The sequence below is a fragment of the Pseudomonas sp. P65(2024) genome, from assembly GCF_057480955.1.
In genome coordinates this window covers 177,335-204,281 of sequence record NZ_JBLIYX010000008.1, presented here as the reverse complement: position 1 = coordinate 204,281, position 26,947 = coordinate 177,335, and the positions used below count along the sequence as shown (strand labels likewise).

Below are 26,947 nucleotides of genomic sequence, written 5' to 3'. Positions count from 1 at the left end.
CCGGTCGCTCTGGAACGCACCTCACACAAAGTGCTTTGACAAGCATTCTCATTACCATTACTCTCCAACGCATCGACTCAACCCGCGACGGTCAGCCTTTATGTATGTGTGTCTCTGTGTCGGTGTCACCGATGGACAGATCCGCGATGCGATCTACGAAGGATGCTGCAGCTACAAAGAAGTGCGAGCCGCCACCAATGTGGCCAGCCAGTGCGGCAAATGCGCCTGCCTCGCCAAGCAGGTGGTACGCGAAACCCTCACCGAGCTGCAACTAAGCCAGCAGGCTAGCCTGCCCTACCCCGTTGAGTTCAATGCGGCATAATTCCCGAATTCGAAGAACCGGACCCAGCGTCCGGTTTTTTTATGCCTGCAATTCAATAAGTTAGCGCTCGAACGCGGTTCACAAACATTCTTATTCCGATTAATTTTCACTTATTATTCAATAACTTAGGTTTGACATAGGAATAGCTCAGGCTCAAACTTCTCTGTATTGGCTCAACTTCTACAGGGCAGGACCCCATCATGAAAGGCGACGTAAGCGTCATCCAGCATCTCAACAAGATCCTCGGAAACGAGCTGGTCGCAATCAACCAGTACTTCCTGCACGCGCGCATGTACGAAGATTGGGGCCTGAACAGAATCGGCAAGCTCGAGTACAAAGAATCCATCCAGGCGATGAAGGACGCTGACAAGCTGATCAAGCGCATCCTTTTCCTCGAAGGCATCCCCAACGTGCAGGACCTGGGCAAGCTGATGATCGGCGAGCACACCAAGGAGATGCTCGACTGCGACCTGAAACTTGAGAAAAAGGCCCATGCCGACCTCAAGGCCGCCATTGCCCACTGCGAAACGGCTGGCGACTTCGGCTCGCGCGATGTGCTCGAAGACATCCTCGAAGACCAGGAAGAGCACATCGACTGGCTGGAGACCCAGCTGGGCCTGATCGACAAGATCACTATCGAGAACTACCTGCAGTCGCAGATGGGCGAAGAGTAAGTTTCGCCAGCTACAAAAAAGCCCCGCCTAGGCGGGGCTTTTTGCTACTTGCGGCAAACGCCGGATCAGGCTTCGGAAGCCTTGGCCTTGGCGGCCGCTTCCTTGATCAGGGTCTGCAGCTCACCCTTCTCGAACATTTCCAGCATGATGTCGCTGCCACCGACCAGCTCACCGGCCACCCACAGTTGCGGGAAAGTCGGCCAGTTGGCGTACTTGGGCAGGTTGGCGCGGATTTCCGGGTTCTGCAGGATGTCGACATAGGCGAACTTCTCACCACAACCCATCACTGCCTGCGAAGCCTTGGCCGAGAAGCCACACTGCGGCGCATTCGGCGAACCTTTCATGTAAAGCAGAATGGTGTTGTTGGCAATCTGCTCTTTGATTGTATCGATGATATCCATGAAGCACCTCGGCTGAACTTTCCGACAGGGTCGTCGGCACGGTGACGCATTGTATCGGAAAGCCGAGCAGCGTGCTCGGCCTTACCGTACTTCATGCGGCCTCGACCTGTACCGGCACGCCATTGAGGGCGGCATTGCCGGAAACGCCATCGCGCAAGTGTTCGTCGGTCAGGTCATTGGCACTCGCCCCCGGCTGTGCAGCAGCCACCTGCAAGCGCGCGCCCTGGCGCCCATGGCCGTAGCCATGGGGCAGGCTGACCACGCCTGGCATCATTTGCTCACTGGCCTGCACCGTCACCTCGATTACCCCGGTACGCGAGCGCACCCGCACCATCTGGCCGTCCTGCAAGTGCCGCCGGCGCAGGTCGTCCGGATGCATCAGCAACTGATGGCGCGGCTTGCCTTTGACCAACCGATGGTAGTTGTGCATCCACGAATTGTTGCTGCGCACGTGCCGACGGCCGATCAGCAGCAACTGGTCATCCGCAGGCGCGGCCATATGAGCGAGGCGCCGCAGGTCCTCGAGCAGTACGCCCGGGGCCGCCTCGACCTTGCCGCTGGCCGTGCGCAGGCGCGTCGTAAGGTTGGCGCGCAGCGGCCCGAGGTCAAGGCCATGGGGATGCGCGTCTAACACGCCTAGCGAGAGTTTCCAGGGCGTCTGCTCGCCATAAGGCCCCTTGCGCAGGGCGAAGTCGATCATCTGTGCCGGCGGCAGGGTGGCCTTGAGCTCGACCTGCGCGCGCTCGGCAAATGCCTCGGCCAGCCCCACGAAGATCTCCCAGTCGTGCAATGCGCCCTCGGGCTTGGGCAGGATTGCCCGGTTGAAGCGGGTAACGTTGCGCACCGCCAGCAGGTTGAAGGTGGAATCGTAATGATCGTTCTCCAACGCCGAGGTCGACGGCAGGATCAGGTCGGCATGGCGCGTGGTCTCGTTGATGTACAAGTCAATACTGAGCATGAAGTCGAGGCCGGCCAGGGCGTCGTCCAGGCGTCGCCCGTTGGGCGTGGACAACACTGGGTTACCCGCCACGGTCACCAGTGCCCGCACCTGCCCCTCCCCGGGTTCGAGGATCTCTTCGGCCAGGGCCGACACCGGCAACTCGCCGCCGTACTCGGGCAAGCCCGAGACCCGGCTGCGCCATTGGTCGAAATGCCCGCCGCAAGTGCTGGCGACCAGGTCGACCGCAGGTGTCGTGCACAGGGCACCGCCCTCGCGATCAAGATTGCCGGTGACCAGGTTGATCAACTGCACCAACCAGTGGCACAGCGAACCGAAGACCTGGGTCGATACACCCATTCGGCCATAACACACCGCTTTGTCGGCAGCGGCGAAATCTCGCGCCAACTGGCGGATCGCCTCCGCCGGAATACCACACAGCGCGCTCATGGCGGTCGCATCGAACGGCAGGATGGCTTCGCGCACCTGTTCCAGCCCAGTGACCGGCAGATGCGAGCCCCGGGCCAGGTTCTCGCTGAACAGCGTATGCAGCAGGCCACACAACAGCGCCGCGTCGCCACCGGGGCGAATGAACAGGTGCTGGTCAGCCAGCGCCGCAGTCTCGCTGCGCCGCGGATCCACCACCACCAATTGTCCGCCTCGGGCCTTGAGCGCCTTGAGACGCTTTTCCACGTCCGGCACGGTCATGATGCTGCCATTGGAAGCCAGGGGATTGCCGCCCAGGATCAGCATGAACTGGGTCTGATCGATGTCCGGAATGGGCAACAGCAGGCCATGGCCATACATCAGGTGGCTGGTCAGGTGCTGCGGCAACTGGTCCACTGAGGTAGCAGAGAAGCGATTGCGGGTCTTGAGCAGGCCGAGGAAGTAGTTGCTGTGGGTCATCAGCCCATAGTTGTGCACGCTGGGGTTGCCCTGGTAAACGGCCACCGCGTTGCGCCCGTGGGCCTGCTGGATCGCCCACAACCGCTCGGCGGCCAGGGCGAAGGCTTCGTTCCAGTCGATCGGCAACCACTGGTCGCCGATGCGCCGGTGAGGCTGGCGTAGACGGTCGGGGTCCTCCTGGATGTCCTGCAGGGCGACCGCCTTGGGGCAGACATGGCCGCGGCTGAACGGATCCTGCTGATCGCCCTTGATCGAGCTGATCCGCGCCGGGCCATCTGTTTCATGGGTGACTTCGATATTCAGGCCACAGATGGCCTCGCACAGGTGACAGGCTCGGTGATGCAGGGTCTTGGTCATGGCCGCCTCTGCCTTGTTATTTTAAAGACTCGACTATGCGCCCGCCGATCGAGGCTCGCTAGAAAGGTTCGCGACGTGAATCGGACGACATCAGGCGGACGATTCGCGACAACGGGTTTGCCAAAAGCGCTCCGAGCCGTGTACAACCGCTGTAGCAAATAAAAAACAGCTAGCCGGCAAGGGCTTACGACACCCATTGACACAGAGGCGCTGTTTCCCCTCTTGGTTTCAGGCGACATTTAATTATAGTATTGCGCCTTTCCCTATTCCGTCCGCCCTGTGCGGCTTACGCCGCAGGTCACCCCCGTTGTCAACAAAACCCATACGGTCGACCTGCAAAACGTTGCAGATAAGGTAGTCAATCATGAGCGCTAGGCACTTTCTCTCCCTGCTGGATTTCACCGCTGACGAATTGCTCGGCGTGATCCGTCGCGGCATCGAGCTGAAGGACCTGCGCAAACGAGGCGTGCTGTTCGAGCCGCTGAAAAACCGCGTGCTGGGCATGATCTTCGAGAAGTCCTCGACCCGCACCCGGGTGTCTTTCGAGGCCGGCATGATCCAGCTCGGCGGCCAGGCCATCTTCCTGTCGCCGCGCGACACCCAGCTGGGCCGCGGCGAGCCGATCGCCGACAGCGCCATCGTGCTGTCGAGCATGGTCGACGCGGTGATGATCCGCACCCACGCCCACAGCACCCTCACCGAGTTCGCCGCCAACGCGAAGGTGCCGGTCATCAACGGCCTGTCCGACGAGTCGCACCCCTGCCAACTGCTGGCCGACATGCAGACTTTCTTCGAGCACCGTGGCGCGATCCAGGGCAAGACCGTGGCCTGGGTCGGCGACGGCTTCAACATGTGCAACTCCTATATCGAAGCTGCCGTGCAGTTCGATTTCCAACTGCGCATCACCTGCCCTGAAGGCTACGAGCCTGATCAACGCTTCCTGGCGCTGGGCGGTGACCGCGTGCAGATCATCCGTGATCCGAAAGAAGCCGTGCGCGGCGCTCACCTGGTGACCACGGATGTCTGGACTTCCATGGGCCAGGAAGAGGAAACTGCACGGCGCCTGGCGCATTTCGCGCCTTACCAGGTCACACGCGAACTGCTCGACCTGGCGGCACCCGATGCCCTGTTCATGCATTGCCTGCCCGCCCACCGTGGCGAGGAAATCAGCCAGGACCTGCTCGACGACCCTCGTTCGGTCGCCTGGGACGAAGCTGAAAACCGCCTGCATGCGCAGAAGGCCCTTCTGGAATTCCTTGTAGAACCGGCTTACCACCACGCATGAGTCAACAGCTACTGCTCAATTTGCGCAACCTCGCCTGCGGCTATGGCGAGCAACGCATCGTCCAGAACCTCAACCTGCACCTGAACGCAGGCGACATCGGTTGCCTGCTGGGGTCCTCCGGCTGCGGCAAGACCACCACGCTGCGCGCCATCGCCGGCTTCGAGCCGGTGCACGATGGCGAAATCCAGCTAGCCGGCGAAGTCATTTCCCGCGCCGGGTTCACCCTGGCCCCGGAAAAGCGCCGGATTGGCATGGTGTTCCAGGACTACGCCCTGTTCCCCCACCTTACCGTGGCGCAGAACATCGCCTTCGGCATCGGCAAGCATCCGCGCCAGGCGGCGGTGGTCGACGAGATGCTCGAACTGGTCAAGCTCGGCGGCCTGGGCGGGCGCTACCCGCACGAACTGTCCGGTGGCCAGCAGCAGCGCGTGGCCCTGGCCCGGGCGCTGGCGCCGGAGCCACAGCTGCTGCTGCTCGACGAGCCGTTCTCCAACCTCGACGTGGAGCTGCGTCGGCGCCTGAGCCATGAGGTGCGCGACATTCTCAAGAGCCGTGGCACCAGCGCCATCCTGGTCACCCACGACCAGGAGGAAGCCTTTGCCGTCAGCGACCATGTAGGCGTGTTCAAAGAAGGTCGCCTGGAACAGTGGGACACCCCCTACAACCTCTACCACGAGCCGCAGACCCCGTTCGTCGCCAGCTTCATCGGCCAGGGTTACTTCATTCGCGGCCAGATGAGCAGCCACGAGTCGGTCACCACCGAACTCGGCGAGCTGCGCGGCAACCGCGCCTACACCATGGCTCCCGGCAGCTCGGTGGACGTGCTGCTGCGCCCGGATGATATCGTCCATGCTCCCGACAGCCCGTTGCGGGCGCGGATCATCGGCAAGAGCTTCCTCGGCGCCTCGACGCTGTATCGCCTGCAACTGCCCACCGGCAGCCAGCTCGAGTCGATTTTCCCCAGCCACAATGACCATCAGGTCGGCCAGGATGTCGGCATTGCGGTTGCTGCGGACCACCTGGTGCTGTTCGCGGTGCCCGGTAGCGTCGCTGCGCAGCTCTCCAGCCATGAGCAAGGCGTGCGACGCGTCAGCTGCGCACATTGATGCGCTAGATCCTCACAGCATCAATGTGCCGCTGGCGACGCGCCTTGCCATCCCGCCGATCTTCACCCGCTCGCCTTCCAGACGACAGAACAGCTCACCGCCCCTGGTCGAACACTGGAAGGCCTGCAGCTCGGACTTGCCAAGTCGCGCCGCCCAGTACGGGATCAGTGAGCAATGGGTGGAGCCGGTGACCGGGTCTTCCGGGATGCCAATGCCCGGAGCGAAATAGCGCGATACGAAATCATGCCGCTCGCCTGGAGCCGTCACGATCACTCCCAAGCCCGGCAGGCGAGCCAGCGCTGCCATGTCCGGCGCGCAATCGCGTACCGCTTGCTCCGAGTCGAGCACCACGAACAGCTCGCGGGTCTGGTAGACCTCGCGCACCTCGCAGCCCAGCGCTTCGGCAACCGCCACGGGCCCGGCCAACGGCTGCGGCTCGAGACGCGGGAAGTCCAACCACAGGCGGCCATTCTCACGGCTGACGCTCAGCAGGCCCGAACGGCTCTTGAAGTCCAGGCGCGGCGCCTGCTCACCATAGACGTCGAACAGGACATGAGCGCTGGCCAGGGTGGCGTGACCACACAGGGGGACTTCGGTGCTCGGGGTGAACCAGCGGATCCGATAGCCATCATCCTCGGCCACCACGAACGCGGTTTCGGCAAGGTTGTGCTCGGCGGCCACCTGTTGCATCAGGCCATCTTCGAGCCACTGGTCCAGGCGGTAGACCATGGCCGGGTTGCCAGCGAAGGGGCGGTCACTGAAGGCGTCCACCTGATGAAAATGCAACTGCATGCCACGACTCCTGTATCTGGCGGGAAAGGTCCCGAGCATGCGGCATGCCGCCAGGGCCCGACAGTGACAGAGTCGTAGAATTTCTATCAGTACAGATGATCAGCCGCGACCGATCTCGGCGAACTGTGCCTGGGTATAGGTGGCCAGCACCGCGGCGGCCAGCTCCACTTCAAGACCACGACGCCCAGCGCTCACATGAATCGTTTCATGTTGTTGCGCGGACTGATCGATAAAGGTGCGCAGGCGCTTCTTCTGCCCCAGCGGACTGATCCCCCCAACCAGATAGCCCGTGGCGCGCTGGGCAGCCTGCGGGTCGGCCATTTCGCACTTTTTCACTCCCGCCGCGTGGGCCAGGGCCTTCAGGTCGAGGGTCCCGACCACCGGCACCACGGCCACCAGCAGTTCGCCCTTTTCACTGCTGGCGAGCAGGGTTTTGAATACCCGCAACGGGTCAAGGCCGAGCTTTTCCGCCGCCTCCAGGCCATACGAGGCGGTTTTCGGATCATGTTCGTAACTGTGCACGCGGTGCTCGGCGCGCGCCTTCTTCAAAAGGTCCAGGGCGGGGGTCATCAACGGCTCCAGTCGATCACAAGTCGCCCGGTACTTTAGGGCAATTCCACCGGTGCAGCCAGCGCAGGTCCCAGGCTAGAGCAGCGGCCATGGATTCACGACCCGGTGCGTCAGTCAGATTGTGGCCAAGCGTTCATTTTCGACCTTTGACATCAGCGTTTCTTGTCTATATTTTTTCGTTTATGAATAAATGGTGCACCTATAAGGTGCACTACCTGTACCTGCCCGGCGTCAATGGGGATCGACTCCGGGCTTTTTTGCTGTCGAGCGCCCAGCGCCTCACAACAACAAGAACCGAGGTCACACATGACAACTGCTCTACGCGAACCCACGTTATCCGCCCAATGCCTGGCCGAGTTTCTCGGCACCGCCCTGCTCATCTTCTTCGGCACCGGTTGTGTCGCCGCGCTCAAGGTCGCCGGCGCCAGCTTCGGCCTGTGGGAGATCAGCATCATCTGGGGGGTCGGCGTGAGCATGGCGATCTACCTGACCGCCGGTGTCTCCGGCGCGCACCTGAACCCGGCGGTCAGCATCGCCCTGGCCGTATTCGCTGGTTTCGACAAGCGCAAGTTGCCGTTCTACATGCTGGCCCAGGTGTGCGGCGCATTCTGCGGCGCGGCCCTGGTGTACTTCCTGTACAGCAACCTATTCTTCGATTTCGAACAAAGCCACGCCATGGTACGCGGCAGCCAGGCCAGCCTGGAGCTGGCCTCGGTGTTCTCCACCTACCCGCACCCGGCGCTGTCCACCGGCCAGGCCTTCCTGGTCGAAGTGATCATCACCGCGATCCTGATGGCCGTGATCATGGCCCTGACCGACGACAACAACGGTCTGCCACGCGGCGCCACCGCCCCGCTGCTGATCGGCCTGCTGATCGCCGTGATCGGCAGCGCCATGGGACCGCTGACCGGCTTCGCAATGAACCCGGCGCGAGATTTCGGGCCTAAACTGATGACCTTCCTGGCCGGCTGGGGCGAAGTCGCCTTCACCGGCGGGCGCGATATTCCGTATTTCCTGGTGCCGGTGTTCGCGCCAATCCTCGGTGCCAGCCTGGGCGCGGCCCTGTACCGTGGGGTGATCGCCCGCAACTTGCCGACAACCCAGGCTGCGGCCCAACAGACAGACGATAATCCTCAGGGTGATACCCAGGTTTCCTGATGCCAGCGCCGGGCCCGGACCGCAAGGCCGGCGCCCGCCACGCCCTGACCTACTCCCTTATTCGTGCAAGGCCACCGACATGACCGATACCCTGGACAAGAACTACATCATCGCCCTGGACCAGGGCACCACCAGTTCGCGCGCCATCATCTTCGATCGCGACGCCAACGTGGTGGGCACCTCGCAGCGTGAATTCGCCCAGCATTACCCGCAGGCGGGCTGGGTCGAACACGACCCGATGGAAATCTTCGCTACCCAGAGCGCGACCATGGTCGAGGCCCTGGCCCAGGCCGGCATCAGCCACGCCCAGGTCGCCGCCATCGGCATCACCAACCAGCGTGAGACCACCGTCGTCTGGGACAAGGAAACCGGCCGCCCGGTGTACAACGCCATCGTCTGGCAATGCCGCCGCAGCACCGACATCTGCGCCCAGCTAAAGCGCGACGGCCACGAGCAGTACATCCGCGAAGCCACCGGCCTGGTCACCGACCCGTACTTCTCCGGCACCAAGCTCAAGTGGATACTCGACAATGTCGAAGGCGCCCGCGAACGCGCCGAACGTGGCGAGCTGCTGTTCGGCACCATCGATACCTGGCTGATCTGGAAATTCTCCGGCGGCAAGGTGCATGTCACCGACTACACCAACGCCTCGCGTACGCTGATGTTCAACATCCATTCGCTGCAGTGGGACGAGAAGCTGCTCGATATCCTCGGCATTCCGCGCCAGATGCTGCCTGAAGTGCGCCCATCGTCCGAGGTCTATGGCAAGACCAAGAGCGGCATCGACATCGCCGGTATCGCCGGCGACCAGCAATCGGCGCTGTTCGGCCAGATGTGCGTCGAACCGGGCCAGGCCAAGAACACCTACGGCACCGGCTGCTTCCTGCTGATGAACACCGGCGCCAAGGCGGTCCAGTCGTCTCACGGCCTGCTCACCACCATCGCTTGCGGCCCACGCGGCGAGGTGGCCTACGCCCTCGAGGGCGCGGTGTTCAATGGCGGCTCGACCGTGCAGTGGCTGCGCGACGAGCTGAAGATCGTCAACGACGCCTACGACACCGAGTACTTCGCCAGCAAGGTCAAGGACAGCAATGGCGTCTACCTGGTACCGGCCTTCACCGGCCTGGGCGCGCCGTACTGGGATCCGTACGCTCGTGGCGCATTGTTCGGCCTGACCCGTGGCGTCAAGGTCGATCACATCATTCGCGCCGCCCTGGAGTCGATCGCCTACCAGACCCGCGATGTGCTCGACGCCATGCAGCAGGACTGCGGCCAGCGCCTCTCCGAACTGCGCGTGGACGGTGGCGCAGTGGCCAACAACTTCCTCATGCAGTTCCAGGCCGACATTCTCGGCACCTGCGTGGAGCGCCCGAAAATGCGCGAGACCACGGCGCTGGGCGCGGCCTACCTGGCGGGCCTTGCCTGCGGTTTCTGGAGCGGCCTGGACGAGTTGCGCGACAAGGCGATCATTGAACGCGAGTTCAGCCCGCAACTGGATGAAGTGGCGAAAGAGAAGCTGTACAAGGGCTGGCGCAAGGCTGTTGACCGTACCCGCGACTGGGAAGATCACGACGCCTGATCTAGTAATGCAGGGGCTGCCGTGCAGCCCCAGTTGACCAACGGCCTACTGGTCGTCATCTCCGTCCTACGGCATCATTGCAGAATTTGTCCGGCAGCCCCAAAGGACCGCCCATGAATCTGCCCCCACGCCAACAACAAATCCTCGAGCTCGTCCGCGAACGCGGCTATGTCAGCATCGAAGAGATGGCGCAGCTGTTCGTCGTCACCCCGCAGACCATCCGCCGCGATATCAACCAGCTTGCCGAGGGCAACCTGCTGCGCCGTTATCACGGTGGCGCGGCCTACGACTCGAGCATTGAGAACACCGCCTACGCCATGCGCGCCGACCAGATGCGCGACGAGAAGCAACGCATCGCCGAAGCCGTGGCACGGCAGATTCCCGACCATGCCTCACTGTTCATCAACATCGGCACCACCACCGAATCCATCGCCCGCGCCCTGCTCAACCACAACCACCTGAAGGTCATCACCAACAACCTGCACGTAGCGGCGATCCTGGCGGCCAAGGACGACTTCGAGGTACTGGTGGCCGGCGGCACGGTCCGTCGCGACGGCGGCGTGGTCGGCCAGGCAAGCGTCGACTTCATCAGCCAATTCAAGGTCGATTTCGCCGTGGTCGGCATCAGCGGTATCGACGAAGACGGCAGCCTGCTGGACTTCGACTACCAGGAAGTACGTGTATCCCAGGCGATCATCAGCAACGCCCGCCAGGTGCTACTGGCGGCGGACTCGAGCAAGTTCGGCCGCAATGCCATGGTTCGCCTCGGTTCGATCAGCCTGATCGACTGCCTGGTGACCGACCAGGCCCCTTCTTCTGCCCTGACGCAGTTGCTCAATCAGTACAAGATTCGTCTCGAGGTGGTTTGAAGCAGAGGCCGTGGGAGGGCGAAGGGCGCAGGCCTCAGCCCTTGTATCGCCTGTGAGATCAAGCGCCGCGCGGGCGGCGCTCGATCTCAATACCCCTGAAAATCTTCAACCGTTCACCCCACCTTTTTCACAAATGTTCATTTCCCTGTCATCCGATCAGTTTTTTCTATAAAGACTGACTGGCAGCCGCCTGTTCATTGCGCTAGTATTTTCGAAAACGAACATTAATGTTCATATTCGATGTGAACAGCCCCAGGAGGCCTTGCCCGTGTCCCAGCCCGTTTCGTCCCAGCCACCACTCCAGGACTGCTACGACCTCGCCGTGATCGGCGGTGGCATCAATGGCGTCGGTATCGCTGCCGATGCCGCCGGGCGCGGTCTGAAGGTGTTCCTTTGCGAAAAGGATGACCTGGCACAGCACACCTCCTCGGCCAGCAGCAAGCTGATCCACGGCGGCCTGCGCTACCTGGAGCACTACGAATTCCGCCTGGTGCGCGAAGCACTGGCCGAACGCGAAGTGCTGCTGGCCAAGGCGCCACACATCGTCAAGCCCATGCGCTTCGTGCTGCCCCATCGCCCGCACCTGCGCCCGGCCTGGATGATCCGTGCCGGCCTGTTCCTCTATGACCACCTGGGCAAGCGCAAGCGTCTGGGCGCCTCGCGCGGCCTGCGATTCGGCCCAGGCTACCCGCTCAAGCCAGTCATCACCCGCGGCTTCGAATACGCCGACTGCGCGGTGGACGATGCTCGCCTGGTGGTGCTCAATGCCATGGCCGCCCGGGAGAAGGGCGCGCACATCCATACCCGCACCCGTTGCCTGCGCGCCGAACGCGTCGACGGCCTGTGGCAGGTGGAACTGCAGCATGCCGATGGCAGCCTGCAGAGCATCCGCGCCCGGGCACTGGTGAACGCTGCCGGCCCTTGGGTCGCCAGCTTCATCAAGGACGACCTCAAGCTCGATGCGCCGTACGGCATTCGCCTGATACAAGGCAGCCACCTGATCGTGCCGCGCCTGTACGAGGGCGAACACGCCTACATCCTGCAGAACGAAGACCAGCGCATCGTCTTCTGCATTCCTTACCTGGATCGCTTCACCCTGATCGGCACCACAGACCGCGAATACAGCGGTGACCCGGCCAAGGTGGCGATCACCGAACAGGAAACCGACTATCTGCTCAAGGTGGTCAACGAGCACTTCAACCACCAGCTCAGCCGCGCCGATATCCTGCACACCTATTCCGGCGTGCGCCCGCTGTGCAACGACGAATCGGACAACCCTTCGGCCGTGACCCGCGACTACACCCTGGCGCTGTCTGCCGCCCAGGGCGAGGCGCCGTTGCTGTCTGTGTTTGGCGGCAAGCTGACCACATACCGCAAGCTGGCCGAATCAGCCATGGCCGAGCTGCAGCCATTCTTCACCCAGATGCGCGGCAGTTGGACCGCAGGCGCACCACTCCCCGGCGGTGAAAGCATGACCACCGCACCAGCCCTGGTCGATGCGCTGGTGGCACGTCATGCCTGGCTGCCACTGGATATTGCCAAGCGTTGGGCCACGACCTATGGCAGCCGTGTGTGGCGTCTGCTCGACGGTGTCAACGGCCCCGAAGACCTCGGCCAGTCGATGGGCGGTGGCCTGTTCACCCGCGAGGTCGACTACCTGTGCACCGAAGAATGGGCCAGCAGCGCCGACGACATCCTCTGGCGCCGCACCAAGCTGGGCCTGTTCACCAGTGCGATCGAGCAACAGGCACTGGCTGACTACTTGCAGCAGACCCAGGGCAACCGCGTGCAGGCTGCCTGACGCCAAACTGCTAAAGCTTGGGTTCGATCATCATCCATGGGGCCGCTTTGCGGCCCCAATGCATCTGACTGATGCATCTGCGCGCAGCCATTCGTTCGGATTTCCGAATGCGCCACGCCCCATCCTTTCGGAAATCCGTACGACACATACTGTCGTAAAGGCATCAAAAAACATTAATCCCCAGCATTTTCGCGGCGTTATGATCGACATCAGAGCTTGGCACGACTCATGCTCTACACTTGGAAGCCGAATGCACCACGCTTCATGCTGTATTCGTTGAACGAAAGAGTCCGCCAACGGCTCCATAAAAAAAACAAACACGTCGAGGAAAATTTGATGCGCATCGTTCGTCAATTGCTGGGCGCCGCCATCGCGGCAGCAGTCATTTCGTCGCCGGTCATGGCCGAAGAACTGACCGGCACCCTGAAGAAGATCAAGGACTCCGGCACCATCACCCTGGGCCATCGCGACTCCTCCATCCCGTTCTCCTACCTGGCCGGCAGCACCGCACCGGTAGGCTACTCCCACGACATCCAGCTGGCCGTCGTCGACGCCCTGAAGAAGCAACTGGGCACCGACATCAAGATCAAGTACAACCTGGTCACCTCGCAGACCCGCATCCCGCTGGTGCAGAACGGCACCGTGGACCTTGAGTGCGGTTCCACCACCAACAACGTCGAGCGCCAGCAGCAGGTCGGCTTCTCGGTGGGCATCTTCGAAGTCGGCACCCGCCTGCTGACCAAGGTCAAGGATGGCCAGCCATCCTATAAAGACTTTGCCGACCTGGCCGGCAAGAACGTGGTGACCACCGCCGGCACCACCTCCGAGCGCATCCTCAAGGCGATGAACGCCGACAAGCAGATGAAGATGAACGTGATCTCCGCCAAGGACCACGGTGAAGCCTTCAACATGCTCGAAAGCGGCCGCGCCGTGGCCTTCATGATGGACGACGCCCTGCTGGCCGGTGAAATGGCCAAGGCCAAGAAGCCTGCCGACTGGGTCATCACCGGCACGCCACAGTCGTACGAAATCTACGGCTGCATGGTGCGCAAGGACGACCCGGCCTTCAAGAAAGCGGTCGACGAGGCCATCGTCGCCTACTTCAAGTCGGGTGAAGTCAACAAGAGCTACGACAAGTGGTTCCAGCAGCCGATCCCGCCAAAGGGCCTGAACCTGCAGTTCCCGATGAGCGACGAGCTGAAGAAGCTGATCGCCGAGCCGACCGACAAGGCGGCGGACGAGAAGAAGTCCTGACCTCCGGCAAATAGTGGCCTGAAGCGCCTCCGCGCGAATCCATCCAACAGGCCACTTAGTTAGTGTCTAACCTTTACATCCGAGGGCGTCGAACGCCCCCGGATGTATCGAGGTGCCCGTGAAACAACCGTCTGAGGGGAAATCCCGATGAATTACAACTGGGACTGGGGCGTGTTCTTCAAGTCCACTGGCGTGGGCAGCGAAACCTATCTGGACTGGTACATCAGCGGTCTGGGCTGGACCATCGCCATCGCCATCTCCGCCTGGATCATCGCCTTGCTGCTGGGCTCGCTGCTCGGCGTGATGCGTACCGTACCCAACCGTCTGGTGTCAGGGATCGCCACCGCCTACGTCGAACTGTTCCGCAACGTGCCGCTGCTGGTGCAACTGTTCATCTGGTACTTCCTGGTGCCGGACTTGCTGCCAGAAGGCCTGCAGGAATGGTTCAAGCAGGACCTCAACCCGACCACCTCGGCACTGATCAGCGTGGTCATCTGCCTCGGCCTGTTCACCGCCGCCCGTGTCTGCGAGCAGGTGCGCACCGGCATCCAGGCGCTGCCCCGCGGCCAGGAGTCGGCCGGGCGCGCGATGGGCTTCAGCCTCCCGCAGATCTACATGAACGTGCTGCTGCCCCAGGCCTACCGGATCATTATTCCGCCGCTCACCTCGGAATTTTTGAACGTGTTCAAGAACTCCTCGGTGGCCTCGCTGATCGGCCTGATGGAACTGCTGGCGCAGACCAAGCAGACTGCCGAGTTCTCCGCGAACCTGTTCGAAGCATTCACCCTGGCCACCCTGATCTACTTCACCCTGAACATGGGCCTGATGCTGCTCATGCGCATGGTCGAGAAGAAAGTCGCGGTACCGGGCCTGATTTCCGTGGGAGGCAAGTAAATGGACATGGATTTCAGTGAAATCATCCCGGCCCTGCCCGCCCTCTGGGACGGCATGGTCCTGACCCTGCAACTGATGGTCATGGGCGTGGTCGGCGGTATTGCCCTGGGTACCATCCTTGCCCTGATGCGCCTGTCGTCGAACAAGCTGCTAGCTAATATCGCTGGCGCCTACGTCAACTACTTCCGCTCCATCCCGCTGCTGCTGGTGATCACCTGGTTCTACCTGGCGGTGCCGTTCGTGCTGCGCTGGATCACCGGCGAAGACACCCCGGTGGGCGCCTTCACCTCCTGCGTCGTGGCCTTCATGATGTTCGAGGCGGCCTACTTCTGCGAAATCGTCCGCGCCGGCGTGCAGTCGATCTCCAAGGGCCAGATGGGCGCCGCGCAGGCGCTGGGCATGAGCTACGGCCAGTGCATGCGCCTGATCATCCTGCCCCAGGCGTTTCGCAAGATGACCCCGCTGCTTTTGCAACAGAGCATCATCCTGTTCCAGGACACCTCGCTGGTCTACACCGTCGGCCTGATCGATTTCCTCAACTCGGCCCGCTCCAACGGCGACATCATCGGGCGCTCCCATGAGTTCCTGATCTTCGCCGGTGTCGTCTACTTCCTCATCAGCTTCTCCGCTTCCTGGTTGGTCAAGCGCCTGCAAAAAAGGATCGCCGTATGATTTCCATCAAGAACGTCAACAAGTGGTACGGGGACTTCCAGGTGCTGACCGACTGCAGCACCGAGGTCAAGAAGGGGGAAGTGGTGGTCGTGTGCGGCCCGTCCGGCTCGGGCAAGTCGACCCTGATCAAGTGCGTCAACGCACTGGAACCCTTCCAGAAGGGCGACATCGTGGTCGACGGGACCTCCATCGCCGACCCGAAGACCAACCTGCCCAAGCTGCGTTCGCGGGTGGGCATGGTGTTCCAGCACTTCGAGCTGTTCCCTCACCTGTCGATCACCGAGAACCTGACCATCGCCCAGCGCAAGGTGCTCGGCCGCAGCGAGGCGGAAGCCACCAAGAAAGGCCTGGCCCTGCTCGACCGCGTAGGCCTCGGCGCCCACGCCAAGAAGCATCCCGGCCAGCTGTCCGGTGGCCAGCAGCAGCGCGTGGCGATCGCTCGCGCCCTGTCGATGGACCCGATCGTCATGCTGTTCGACGAACCGACCTCGGCGCTGGACCCGGAGATGGTCAACGAAGTGCTCGACGTGATGGTCGAGCTGGCCCACGAAGGCATGACCATGATGTGCGTGACCCATGAGATGGGCTTTGCGCGCAAGGTCGCCAACCGAGTGATCTTCATGGACAAGGGCCACATCATCGAGGATTGCCAGAAGGAAGACTTCTTCGGCAACCCCGAAGGCCGCCACGAACGCACTCAACACTTCCTCAGCAAGATCCTGCAACACTAAGCAGGCACTGCTGCCCGGCGCTGCCGGGCAGCGGATGCTGGTGGTGACAAGGCCACTGTGATGAAATGCGACCCCTCGCTCCTTCGCCCTGCCCAGCCTGCCGTGAAATCCCGTCTGATCCGCCAACTGCTCCTCCCGCCCCTGGTCATTCTACTGATGGTTGGGCTGGGCTTCGTTGGCTTCTTGATCAGCGAGAGCAACGGCATCCGCACCCTCAGCGAGAACGGCGAGCGCCAGCTGGAGCTGCACGCCCGTACCGTCGAAAGCGAAATCAGCAAGTACACCTACCTGCCCAGCCTGCTGGAGTTGGAAGACAGCGTCTCGCGCCTGCTCACCGACCCCGAGGCCGGTGACCGTCAGGCCGTCAACGAATACCTCGAGGGCCTGAACCGGCGCAGCCGCAGCCGGGCGATCTTCGTCCTCGACACCAACGGCAGGGTCCAGGCCACCAGCAACTGGCGCGACGCCGACTCCTTCCTCGGCGAGGACCTGGCGTTTCGCGCCTACTTCCAGGTCGCCGTGCGCGGCGAGCCGGGGCGCTTCTACGGCATCGGCAGCACCACCGGCGAGGCCGGCTACTACCTGGCACACGGGTTGGAGGAACACGGCAAGATCATCGGCGTGGCGGTGATCAAAGTTCGCCTGGACACCCTTGAGGAGCGCTGGCAGCGTGCCCGTCTGGAGGCCTTTGTCAGCGACGAGAACGGCATCATCATTCTCTCCAGCGACCCGGCCCGGCGCCTGAAATCAGTACGCCCGCTCACCCCGCAGATCAAGGAGCGCCTCGCGCGCAGCCTGCAATACTACTGGTGGCCGCTCAACGAACTGCAACCGCTGGCCCGCGAAACCCTGGCCGACGGCGTGGAAAAGCTCACCTTCCCGGCCAACAGCGAGACCGACCAGGGCAAGCAACGTGAAGTGTCCTACCTGGCCCAGACCCGCCGCCTGGTCGACACCCCCTGGCATTTCACCCTGCTCACCCCGCTGCAGGACCTGCGCCGCGAATCGATGATGCAGGGCATCCTGGTGGGCGTGGCCTTCGCCCTGCTGGCGATCCTGGCCATCGCCTGGAACGAGCGGCGCAAGGTGATCGCCACCCGCCTGGCCGCCCGCGAGGCCCTGGAAGAGGCCAACAGCCAGCTGGAACGCAAGATCACCGAGCGCACCGCCGACCTGCGCGCCAGCAACGAACGGCTCAAGGGCCAGATCCGCGAGCGCCGCCACGCCGAGCAGACCCTGCGCCACGCCCAGGACGAACTGGTTCAGGCCGGCAAGCTGGCGGCCATCGGGCAGATGTCCACCAGCATTGCCCATGAGTTGAACCAGCCGCTGGCGGCCTTGCGCACCCTGTCCGGCAACACCGTGCGCTTCCTCGAACGCGGCGCGCTGGAAACCGCCAGCGCCAACCTGCGCACCATGAACGACCTGATCGACCGCATGGGCCGCATCACCGCCAGCCTGCGCTCGTTCGCCCGACGTGGCGACGACAGCGGCCAGGCCTCGCTAGAAAAGGCGGTGGAGGCTACCTTGCAGGTGCTGGCCAACCGCATCAGCGCCTGCCACCTGCAACTGCACCGACAGTTCGACGATCAACTGCTGGCCATCGACCAGACCCGGCTGGAACAGATCCTGGTCAACCTGATCGGCAACGCCCTCGACGCCATGGCCACCCAACCCCTGCCGCAACTGTGGCTCGAAGGCGAGACGCAGGGCGACAAGTATCGCCTGCGGGTGCTCGACAACGGCCACGGCATCGATGCCGAGGCGCGCAAGCACCTGTTCGAACCTTTCTTCACCACCAAACCGGGCGAGCATGGCCTGGGCCTGGGCCTGACCCTGTCGGCGAGCCTGGCCACCGCCGCCAAGGGTACACTGAGCGTCGAACATCCCGCCGGTGGCGGCACCGCGTTCGTGCTTGCCCTGCCTCTGGTCACGCCCCCTAGCGAATTGGCTGAGCCTCTATGAAACAAGCACCTCTCACCGTCCTGATCGTCGAAGACGACCCGCACGTGCTGCTCGGCTGCCAGCAGGCGCTGGCCCTGGAAGACATCGCCTGCGAAGGCGTCGGCAGCGCCGAGCAGGCCCTGGAGCGCATCGGCGACGACTTTGCCGGCATCGTCGTCAGCGATATCCGCCTGCCGGGCATCGATGGCCTGGAGCTACTCAACCGCCTCAAGGCCCGCGACCGCAGCCTGCCGGTGGTGCTGATCACCGGCCACGGCGACATCGACATGGCGGTCGGCGCCATGCGCAACGGCGCCTACGACTTCATGGAGAAACCCTTCTCGCCGGAGCGTCTGGTCGAGGTGGTGCGCCGGGCACTGGAACAGCGCGGCCTGTCTCGCGAGGTATTCGCCCTGCGCCGCCAACTGGCCGAACAGAGCAGCCTGGAAGGGCGTATCATCGGCCGCTCGCCGGCCATGGAGCAACTGCGCGAACTGATCGCCAACGTCGCCGACACCTCGGCCAACGTGCTGATCGAAGGCGAGACCGGCACCGGCAAGGAGCTGGTCGCCCGCTGCCTGCACGACTTCAGCCGGCGCCAGGGCCAGCCGTTCGTGGCGCTGAACTGCGGCGGCCTGCCGGAGAACCTGTTCGAAAGCGAGATCTTCGGCCACGAGGCCAACGCCTTCACCGGTGCCGGCAAGCGTCGCATCGGCAAGATCGAGCACGCCAATGGCGGCACGCTTTTCCTCGACGAGGTGGAGAGCATGCCGATCAACCTGCAGATCAAGCTGCTGCGCGTGCTGCAGGAGCGCACCCTGGAGCGCCTGGGCTCGAACCAGAGCATCCCGGTGGACTGCCGGGTGATCGCCGCTACCAAGTCCGACCTCGCCACCCTGGGCCAGAGCGGCCAGTTCCGCAGCGACCTGTACTACCGGCTCAACGTCGTTACCCTGGAGCTGCCACCACTGCGTGAGCGTCGCGAAGACATCCTGCAACTGTTCGAGCACTTCCTGCAGCAATCTGCCCTGCGCTTCGACCGCGAAGCGCCAGCGCTAGACAGCCAGACCCTGTCGCGGCTGATGGCTCACGACTGGCCGGGCAACGTGCGCGAGCTGCGCAACGTCGCCGAGCGCCATGCCCTGGGGCTGCCCGCATTCAAGAAGGGCCCAAGCGGCGGCGCCAGCCAGGGCCTGGGTTTTGCCGAGGCGGTGGAAGCGTTCGAACGCAACCTGCTCAGCGACGCCCTGCAGCGCACCGGCGGCAACCTCAGCCAGGCCAGCTTGGAGCTGGGCATGGCCAAGACCACGCTGTTCGACAAAGTGAAGAAGTACGGCCTCGGCTGATCGGCAACCCCAATCCTGGAATGAAAACGTGGACCTGGTATTCAAAGCGGCCCTGGGCGCCGGGGTGGTGGTGCTCCTGGCAATCCTGTCGAAGACCCGCAACTATTACATTGCCGGCTTGGTGCCGCTGTTTCCCACCTTTGCCCTGATCGCCCACTATATCGTCGGCAAGGGGCGGTCGCTGGAAGACCTGAAGGCCACCATCCTGTTCGGCATGTGGTCGATCATTCCCTACTTCGTCTATCTGGCGACGCTCTACGTGCTGGTCGATCGCCTGCGCCTGGAAGCTTCGCTGGTGCTGGCCACTGTGGCCTGGCTGATGGCGGCGACGGTGCTGGTGAGCGTTTGGGTAAGGATGCATTGAACCTATCGCGAAACGATGCTGGAAGCGGGCCTGCCGCGAGAGCCTTTAAAGCCGGGCAATATGCGTGACATCCTGTCGATGCGCCTGCAGGTAGGGTAGAACCGCCCCCAACAACGGCGCCTTGAACGGCTCCTGAAAGCGATGCGCCAGCCCAGGAATCAGCCGCAACTGGCTACCCTGGATATGCGCCGCCAGATGCACCCCGTGCATCACTGGCAACAAGGGATCGGCGGTGCCGTGCACCACCAGCGTCGGCACCCGCAATTGATTGAGCAGTTCGACCCGGCTGGGTTCGGCAAGGATCGCCATGATCTGGCGTTTGGCCCCTTCCGGATTGAACGCCCGGTCATAGGCCACGGCAGCTTGTTCCAGCAGCGCGGCACGGTCATCCCGCACCTCGGGGCTGCCCAGTGCCGCCAGCAGATCGGCCTGCTGCTCGATGGCCACCTCGCGGCTCGGCGCACTGCGCCGCGCCAGCAACTGCACCAAAGCCGGATCCGGCGCCGGCAGGCCGGCAGCGCCCGAACTGGACATCACCAGGGTCAGGCTGCTCACCCGCTCCGGGGCCATCGCCGCCAGGTGCTGCGCGATCATGCCGCCCATGCTCACCCCCAGCACATGAAACTGACGGATCCCCAGGGCATCCATCAGGCGCAAACCGTCACCGGCCATGTCGGTGAGGGTATAAGGCGCCGACACCGGCAGCCCCAGCTTGTAGCGCAGCAGTTCGACGGTCAGGTTGGCCGAGGCAGGCAGTTGGTTCCAGCGCGACAGGCCGACATCGCGGTTGTCGTAGCGGATCACCCTGAAACCCTGGCGACACAAGGCCTCGACCACATCGTCCGGCCAGTGGATCAACTGCCCGCCCAGGCCCATGACCAGCAACAGCGCCGGGTCACGGGGCGCGCCGACGCTCTGGTAGACCAGGCTCAGTTCACCCATTTCGGCCCGTTGCACCGGCACATGGACGTCGCAGCGACCCTCGGCGAAACTCGCCGGCACGCTGACCAGCAGCAAGAAGAAAAGCAGTAAAACCCGCATGAAAGAAACACCAGAATGCAGATCCCCAGTAGAGCGCGAGTCTGATGAAATCCGTTCGGGCGCGCTGCCACAAAACCGTGACAGTTTCGTGAACCCGGCCGAGCGGTCGTGTATATCCGGTTGTCGACAGCACAGTGCAACATGAGGGAAACTCAACGCCAACTCGTTTTAGTTCAAAGAATGCTCACGGAGCCGTCGTGCTGGAAATCCGCCACCTGAAAACCCTTCATGCCCTACGCGAAGCCGACAGCCTTGTGGAGGCCGCCGAGCGCCTGCACCTGACCCAGTCAGCGCTGTCACACCAGTTCAAGGAGTTGGAAGAGCGCCTGGGCCTGCCGCTGTTCGTGCGCAAGACCAAGCCCATCCGCTTCACCAGCGCCGGCCTGCGCCTGCTGCAACTGGCCGACGCCACCCTGCCGCTGCTGCGCGGCGCCGAACGCGATATCGCCCGCCTGGCCGGCGGCACCGCCGGACGCCTGCACATGGCCATCGAGTGCCACAGCTGCTTCCAATGGCTGATGCCGACCATCGACCAGTTCCGCGACGCCTGGCCGGAGGTGGAACTGGACCTGGCCTCGGGCTTCGCCTTCGCCCCGCTGCCGGCCCTGGCCCGTGGCGACCTGGACCTGGTGGTGACCTCCGACCCCGTGGACCTGGCCGGCATCACCTACGTGCCGCTATTCACCTATGAGGCCATGCTCGCCGTGGCCAACCAGCATGCGCTGGCCAGCAAGCCGTTCATCGTGCCCCAGGACCTGCTCGATCAGACCCTGATCACCTACCCAGTGGAGCGCGACCGCCTGGACATCTTCACCCGTTTCCTGGAGCCGGCCGACATCGAGCCGGCGGCGGTGCGCACCTCGGAGCTGACGGTGATGATGATGCAACTGGTGGCCAGCGGCCGCGGCGTGTGCGGCATGCCGCACTGGGCGCTGCACGAGTACAGCTCGCGGGGCTACGTGAAGGGCAAGCGCCTGGGCGAGAAAGGGTTGTTCGCCACGCTCTACGCCGCAGTGCGCACCGACATGCTCGATGCGCCATACATGCGCGACTTCCTGCTGACCGCCAAGGACACCTCGTTCGCCACCCTGGACGGGGTCAGCGCGGTACGTTGAGGCCTTCGCGCCACAGCGGCAGGATCAGGTCGCGAGTCAGAGGGGCCAGATCCAGGTCCGTGGCCTGGTCGGCGGACAGCCAGGTCACCTCTTCGATTTCCGCCGCCGGGCTTACCGTCTCGACGCATTGGACGCGAAACAACTCGGCCTGCACTTCGAAGCCCGGTTCGTTGGCGGCCGGGGCACTGAAACGGCCCAAGTGAAAGGCCTGGGCCGGATCGACGCACAAGCCCAGCTCCTCGTGCAGCTCGCGCACCAGCGCCTGGGCCGGCGACTCGCCCGCATCGATCTTGCCGCCGGGCTGCATGAACGCCTGGGTGCCGCGTTTGCGGACCAGCAGGGTGCGGCCTTGCAGGTCGATGAGCAGAGCGGCGGCGATACGGATGGTGTTGGACATACTGGACTCACGAGCAGATGAAGGGCCGCAGAATACCTGACCAGGCCCTATCGCGGGGCAAGCCCACGCGTAATCGGCAACTCCGGAACAGGCGGACGAACGGCCCCTTGCCAAGTCGCCGGCAACCCGCCATAACCAACCCATGAACCTCCCTGCCCCGCAACACCCGGTGCTCGGCCTGTTCCTCCCCGCCGTCGCCACCTGGTTCCACCAGCGATTCGCCACGGTCACCGAGGCCCAGGCCGGCGCCTGGCCGTTGATCCACGGTGGCCAGTCGATGCTGCTGGCCGCCCCGACCGGCTCGGGCAAGACCCTCAGCGCCTTCCTCGCCGTGCTCGACGAGCTGTTTCGCCAGGGCCTGGCGCAAGGCGGCGAACTGCCGGCGCAGACCCTGGTCGTCTACGTCTCACCGCTCAAGGCGCTGTCCAATGACATCCGCTTGAACCTCGACGCGCCGCTCGCAGGCATCGGCGGGCAACTCGAACAGTCTGGTCTCAAAGCCCCGCGCATCACCACCGCCGTACGCACCGGCGATACCCCGCAGAAGGAGCGCGCGGCCATGCGCAAGCTGGCGCCGCATATCCTGGTGACCACGCCGGAATCACTCTATGTGCTGATGGGCTCGGCCTCGGGCCGCGAGGGGCTGGCCAACGTGCACACGGTGATCGTCGACGAGATCCACGCGCTGGCCGGCAACAAGCGCGGTTGCCACCTGGCGCTGACCCTTGAGCGTCTGCAGGCCCTGACTGGCCGGCCGCTGCGGCGCATCGGCCTGTCCGCCACGCAGCGCCCAGTGGAGCGCGTGGCGCGTTTCCTGGTCGGGCAGGAACGTCCCTGCGCCATCGTCGATATCGGCCATGCCCGCCATCGTGACCTGGCCCTGGAAGTGCCACCCGTGCCGCTGGGCGCGGTGATGGCCACGGATGTCTGGGACCTGGTCTACGACCGCCTCGCCACCCTCGCCCGCGAGCACCGCACCACCCTGGTGTTCGTCAACACCCGGCGCCTGGCCGAGCGCCTGACCCGGCACCTTGGCGAGCGCCTGGGCAACCACGCGGTGGCAGCGCACCACGGCAGCCTGGCCAAGGAGCATCGCCTGGCCGCCGAGCAGCGCCTCAAGGGCGGCGAACTGCAGGTGCTGGTGGCCACCGCCTCGCTGGAGCTGGGAATCGATATCGGTGAGGTCGACCTGGTCTGCCAGATTGCCTCGCCGGGTTCGATCGCCGCCTTCCTGCAGCGAGTCGGACGTTCCGGCCACCAGGTCGACGGCGTGCCCAAGGGGCGCCTGTTTCCCACCTCACGGGACGATTTGATCGAGTGTGTCGCCCTGCTCGACTGCGTGCGCCAGGGCGAGCTGGACGAACTGCACATCCCGGCGGCGCCACTGGATGTACTGGCCCAGCAGATCATCGCCGAGGTCGGCAACCAACCGTGGGAAGAACGGGCGCTGTTCGACCTGCTGCGCCGAGCCAGTCCCTACGCCCTGCTCGACGAAGGCCACTACCAGGCCCTGCTGCGCATGCTTGCCGAGGGCTTCAACGGTCGCCAGGGCATCCGCAGCGCCTACCTGCACCGTGATGCGCTGAACCACACCCTGCGTGGGCGGCGCGGCAGCCAGCTGACCGCCCTGACCAGCGGCGGCACCATCCCCGAAACCGCCGACTATGCCGTGCTGCTCGAACCCCAGGCGCTGAACATCGGCAGCGTCAACGAAGACTTCGCGGTGGAGAGCATCGCCGGCGATATCTTCCAGCTGGGCAACGCCTCCTATCGCATCCTGCGGGTCGAACCTGGCCGAGTGCGGGTCGAAGACGCCCACGGCCTGCCGCCGACCATCCCGTTCTGGCTGGGGGAGGCGCCGGGGCGCAGTGACGAGCTGTCCGCCGCGGTGGCCCGCCTGCAGCAGCGGATCGACCAGCAATTGCAGACCAGCGATGGTCCGCAGATGCGCGCCTGGCTGCAAGCGACCTATGCCCTGGATGAAGCCTGCGCCGCGCAACTGCTCGACTACCTGGGCCGCACCTGGCAGGTGCTGGGCGCCCTGCCTTCGCAGCAGACACTGGTCATGGAGCGCTTCTTCGACGAGTCCGGCGGTACCCAGCTGATCATCCACTCGCCCTTCGGCAGCCGGGTCAACCGGGCCTGGGGCCTGGCCCTGCGCAAGCGCTTCTGCCGTACGTTCAATTTCGAGCTGCAGGCGGCGGCCAGCGAGGACGCCATCGTGCTGTCGCTGTCCACTAGCCACAGCTTCGCGCTGGACGAAGTGTGGCGCTACCTGCACAGCCGCACCGCGGAGTCGATCCTGGTCCAGGCCCTGCTCGATGCGCCGCTGTTCGGCGTGCGCTGGCGCAGGAATGCGGCGGTGGCCCTGGCGTTGCCGCGCTATGTGGGCGGACGCAAGGTGGCGCCGCAGATCCAGCGAATGAAGGGCGAGGACTTGGTTGCCGCAGTGTTCCCCGACCAGATCGCCTGCCTGGAGAACATTGTCGGCGAACGCCAGATCCCCGATCACCCGCTGGTGCAACAGACCCTCGACGACTGCCTGCACGAGGCCATGGACAGCGAGGGCTGGCTGGCGTTGTTGCGGCGCATGGAAAACGACGAGGTGCGCCTGCTCAGTCGCGACCTGTCGGCCCCGTCGCCGCTGGCATCCGCCATCCTCAACGCTCGGCCCTATACCTTCCTCGATGACGCGCCCTTGGAGGAACGGCGTACCCAGGCCGTGCTCAACCGACGCTGGAACGAGGTGCACAGCGCCGACGACCTGGGTGCGCTGGACGGCGATGCCATCGCCGCGGTACAGGCCGAGGCCTGGCCACAGGCAAGCAACGCTGACGAAATGCATGAGGCGCTGATGAGCCTGGGTGCCATTGCCCAACCTGAAGTCGAGGTCAATCACGGTTGGTCGCAGCTGCTGTTGCAGCTGGCCAAGGCAGGGCGTGCCTGTCATCTGGATGTTGGGGAGCGACGCCTGTGGTTCGCCCGCGAGCGCCTGCAAGCGATGCGGATCCTGTATCCCGAGGCACGCCCGGCCCCGGACGTTGCGGTGCTGCCGGGTTTCGCCGATGTATGGGACCTCGACACGGCCCTGGTCGAGTTGCTGCGCGCCCGACTCAGTGGCTTCGGGCCGCTAACCTTGCCCGAGCTCATCGATCCGCTTGCACAGGCAGCGGGTAATGCCGAACAGGCCCTGGCCCGCCTGGAAGGCGAAGGCTATGTGATGCGTGGCCACTTCAGCCCAGGCCAGACCGGCCCGCAGTGGTGCGAGCGGCATCTACTGGCACGCATCCACCGCTACACGGTCAAGCGCCTGCGCCAGGAAATCGAGCCGGTCAGCCTGCAGGACTTCATGAGGTTTTTGTTCGACTGGCAGCACCTGGGCGGCGAAACACGCCTGCGCGGGCCGCAGGCGCTGGGCGAAGTGCTCGCCCAACTGCAAGGTTTCCCAGCCGCCGCCGGGGCCTGGGAAAGCGACCTGTTGCCGGCACGGATCAAGGGCTACAGCCCGCACTGGCTGGACGACGCCTGTCGCAGTGGCCAGTGGGCCTGGAGCCGGCTGGCGTCCACGCTGTCAGCCAGCACCCTGGCCAGCACGCCGCTGGTGCTGCTGCCCCGCGAGCACCTGGGACTGTGGCGCAGCCTGGCGCCCACTCCGGACCTCGAACAACTGGGTGCACGCGCACGGCGGGTGTTGCAGACGCTGCAGGAACAAGGCGCCTTGTTCTTCGATGAGCTGGCCCACGAAGCTCATCTGCTACCCAGCGAGCTGGAGTCGGCCCTGCAGGAGCTGGTCGGATCGGGCTTGGCCAGCGCCGATGCTTTCAGCGGCCTGCGCAGCCTGATCACTCCGGCGGCCAAGCGCGCTTCGCGTAACAGCCGCCGCGGCCATCCGGCGCTGTCGAGCAGCATGGTCCACGCCGGACGCTGGGCGCTGCTGCGCCGTTCGAGCGTTGCGGTGGATGCAGGCAAGCGCCTGGAGCATGTCGCCCGCAGCCTGCTGCGCCGCTATGGCGTCGTCTGCTGGCGCCTGCTGGAGCGCGAGAGCGATGTGCTGCCGCCGTGGCGCGACCTGTTGCGCTGCTACCACCGCCTCGAGGCCCGCGGCGAGATCCGTGGCGGGCGCTTTATCGCCGGGCTGGCGGGGGAGCAGTTCGCCTTGCCCGAAGCGGTGGGGCTATTGCGCCAGGTACGCAGGCGCTCACCGCAAGGCGAGCTGGTGGTGGTCAGCGGCTGCGATCCGTTGAACCTGGTGGGTACCTTGTTGCCTGGGGCCAAGGTACCGGCGGTGGCGGGCAACCGCGTCCTGTACCGGGAGGGTGTCGCGGCGGCCACCCGGGTGGCGGGCAAGTACCAGTTTCTTGTCGATGCGCCAGCCACCGAACAGGCACAATGGCGCCAGTATCTGTTGCGCGACGCACCGTCTGTTTGACTA

At 64.1% G+C, this 26,947-nt stretch carries 23 protein-coding genes; 17 read left to right on the top strand and 6 right to left on the bottom strand.

Annotated elements, in window-relative coordinates:
* Window positions 1-100: 100 nt before the first annotated feature.
* On the top strand, window positions 101-322 hold the full coding sequence (locus AC25MA_RS13900; protein ID WP_028690080.1) for a bacterioferritin-associated ferredoxin: 222 nt from the start codon (window positions 101-103) through the stop codon (window positions 320-322).
* Between the two features lie 200 nt (window positions 323-522).
* Window positions 523-996: a bacterioferritin gene (gene bfr / locus AC25MA_RS13895; protein ID WP_028690081.1), complete on the top strand. Its 474-nt coding sequence runs from the start codon at window positions 523-525 to the stop codon at window positions 994-996.
* Window positions 997-1,061: 65 nt separating this feature from the next.
* Here bfr and grxD read toward each other — a convergent pair whose 3' ends face one another.
* Both grxD and AC25MA_RS13885 read right to left on the bottom strand, forming a co-directional pair.
* Window positions 1,062-1,397 carry a Grx4 family monothiol glutaredoxin gene (gene grxD, locus AC25MA_RS13890; protein WP_016713741.1) on the bottom strand — a complete coding sequence of 112 codons (336 nt, stop codon included), beginning with the start codon at window positions 1,395-1,397 and terminating at the stop codon, window positions 1,062-1,064.
* Between the two features lie 91 nt (window positions 1,398-1,488).
* Window positions 1,489-3,597 carry a molybdopterin oxidoreductase family protein gene (locus tag AC25MA_RS13885; RefSeq protein ID WP_213883554.1) on the bottom strand — a complete coding sequence of 703 codons (2,109 nt, stop codon included), beginning with the start codon at window positions 3,595-3,597 and terminating at the stop codon, window positions 1,489-1,491.
* A gap of 364 nt (window positions 3,598-3,961) precedes the next feature.
* On the opposite strand from AC25MA_RS13885, the gene argF reads away from it, so the two are divergent.
* Together argF and AC25MA_RS13875 are read left to right on the top strand one after the other, a co-directional pair.
* Entirely contained in the window at window positions 3,962-4,882 is a 921-nt protein-coding gene (argF, locus tag AC25MA_RS13880) for an ornithine carbamoyltransferase (protein WP_028690083.1), read from the top strand.
* The gene (locus AC25MA_RS13875) at window positions 4,879-5,988 is read left to right on the top strand and encodes an ABC transporter ATP-binding protein (RefSeq protein ID WP_028690084.1); all 1,110 of its coding nucleotides are present in this window, start codon (window positions 4,879-4,881) and stop codon (window positions 5,986-5,988) included. The genes argF and AC25MA_RS13875 overlap by 4 nt, the downstream gene beginning before the upstream one ends.
* Window positions 5,989-6,000: 12 nt before the next feature.
* Here AC25MA_RS13875 and AC25MA_RS13870 read toward each other — a convergent pair whose 3' ends face one another.
* Together AC25MA_RS13870 and ybaK are read right to left on the bottom strand one after the other, a co-directional pair.
* Window positions 6,001-6,780, bottom strand: coding sequence for a PhzF family phenazine biosynthesis protein (locus AC25MA_RS13870; protein ID WP_182322171.1), 780 nt, complete (start codon window positions 6,778-6,780; stop codon window positions 6,001-6,003).
* 99 nt (window positions 6,781-6,879) lie between these two features.
* Entirely contained in the window at window positions 6,880-7,350 is a 471-nt protein-coding gene (gene ybaK, locus AC25MA_RS13865) for a Cys-tRNA(Pro) deacylase (protein ID WP_182322169.1), read from the bottom strand.
* A 306-nt stretch (window positions 7,351-7,656) separates the two neighbouring features.
* On the opposite strand from ybaK, the gene AC25MA_RS13860 reads away from it, so the two are divergent.
* The 11 genes from AC25MA_RS13860 (at window position 7,657) to AC25MA_RS13810 (ending at window position 19,962) form a co-directional block, all read left to right on the top strand.
* Window positions 7,657-8,508: an MIP/aquaporin family protein gene (locus AC25MA_RS13860; protein WP_028690087.1), complete on the top strand. Its 852-nt coding sequence runs from the start codon at window positions 7,657-7,659 to the stop codon at window positions 8,506-8,508.
* 79 nt (window positions 8,509-8,587) lie between these two features.
* A complete protein-coding gene (gene glpK, locus AC25MA_RS13855; RefSeq protein ID WP_182322165.1) occupies window positions 8,588-10,087 on the top strand; it encodes a glycerol kinase GlpK in 1,500 nt (499 codons plus the stop codon).
* A 113-nt stretch (window positions 10,088-10,200) separates the two neighbouring features.
* Window positions 10,201-10,956: a DNA-binding transcriptional repressor GlpR gene (gene glpR / locus AC25MA_RS13850; protein WP_062363536.1), complete on the top strand. Its 756-nt coding sequence runs from the start codon at window positions 10,201-10,203 to the stop codon at window positions 10,954-10,956.
* 268 nt (window positions 10,957-11,224) lie between these two features.
* Window positions 11,225-12,757 (top strand): glycerol-3-phosphate dehydrogenase, encoded by a 1,533-nt coding sequence (glpD, locus tag AC25MA_RS13845; protein ID WP_062363533.1) that lies wholly within the window; start codon window positions 11,225-11,227, stop codon window positions 12,755-12,757.
* Window positions 12,758-13,093: 336 nt separating this feature from the next.
* On the top strand, window positions 13,094-14,011 hold the full coding sequence (locus tag AC25MA_RS13840) for a glutamate/aspartate ABC transporter substrate-binding protein (protein WP_028690091.1): 918 nt from the start codon (window positions 13,094-13,096) through the stop codon (window positions 14,009-14,011).
* 147 nt (window positions 14,012-14,158) lie between these two features.
* Entirely contained in the window at window positions 14,159-14,905 is a 747-nt protein-coding gene (locus AC25MA_RS13835) for an amino acid ABC transporter permease (RefSeq protein WP_028690092.1), read from the top strand.
* Window positions 14,906-15,577 carry an amino acid ABC transporter permease gene (locus tag AC25MA_RS13830; protein WP_028690093.1) on the top strand — a complete coding sequence of 224 codons (672 nt, stop codon included), beginning with the start codon at window positions 14,906-14,908 and terminating at the stop codon, window positions 15,575-15,577.
* On the top strand, window positions 15,574-16,308 hold the full coding sequence (locus AC25MA_RS13825; protein WP_028690094.1) for an amino acid ABC transporter ATP-binding protein: 735 nt from the start codon (window positions 15,574-15,576) through the stop codon (window positions 16,306-16,308). Before AC25MA_RS13830 ends, AC25MA_RS13825 begins: the two co-directional genes overlap by 4 nt.
* 60 nt (window positions 16,309-16,368) lie before the next feature.
* A complete protein-coding gene (gene aauS / locus AC25MA_RS13820; protein WP_028690095.1) occupies window positions 16,369-18,273 on the top strand; it encodes a two-component sensor histidine kinase AauS in 1,905 nt (634 codons plus the stop codon).
* Entirely contained in the window at window positions 18,270-19,598 is a 1,329-nt protein-coding gene (gene aauR, locus AC25MA_RS13815) for a two-component response regulator AauR (protein ID WP_028690096.1), read from the top strand. Before aauS ends, aauR begins: the two co-directional genes overlap by 4 nt.
* A gap of 28 nt (window positions 19,599-19,626) precedes the next feature.
* Complete coding sequence (locus AC25MA_RS13810) at window positions 19,627-19,962, top strand: GlpM family protein (protein WP_028690097.1); 336 nt, start codon at window positions 19,627-19,629, stop codon at window positions 19,960-19,962.
* Window positions 19,963-20,007: 45 nt separating this feature from the next.
* On the opposite strand, the gene AC25MA_RS13805 is transcribed toward AC25MA_RS13810, so the two are convergent.
* On the bottom strand, window positions 20,008-21,003 hold the full coding sequence (locus AC25MA_RS13805; RefSeq protein ID WP_486972110.1) for an alpha/beta fold hydrolase: 996 nt from the start codon (window positions 21,001-21,003) through the stop codon (window positions 20,008-20,010).
* Window positions 21,004-21,200: 197 nt separating this feature from the next.
* Here AC25MA_RS13805 and metR point away from each other — a divergent pair, with 197 nt between their 5' ends.
* A complete protein-coding gene (gene metR, locus AC25MA_RS13800) occupies window positions 21,201-22,118 on the top strand; it encodes a transcriptional regulator MetR (RefSeq protein WP_028690099.1) in 918 nt (305 codons plus the stop codon).
* Here metR and AC25MA_RS13795 read toward each other — a convergent pair.
* Entirely contained in the window at window positions 22,102-22,515 is a 414-nt protein-coding gene (locus tag AC25MA_RS13795; protein ID WP_062363527.1) for an NUDIX hydrolase, read from the bottom strand. The genes metR and AC25MA_RS13795 overlap by 17 nt on opposite strands.
* A 142-nt stretch (window positions 22,516-22,657) precedes the next feature.
* On the opposite strand from AC25MA_RS13795, the gene AC25MA_RS13790 reads away from it, so the two are divergent.
* On the top strand, window positions 22,658-26,944 hold the full coding sequence (locus AC25MA_RS13790; RefSeq protein WP_486972109.1) for an Lhr family helicase: 4,287 nt from the start codon (window positions 22,658-22,660) through the stop codon (window positions 26,942-26,944).
* Window positions 26,945-26,947 lie beyond the last annotated feature (3 nt).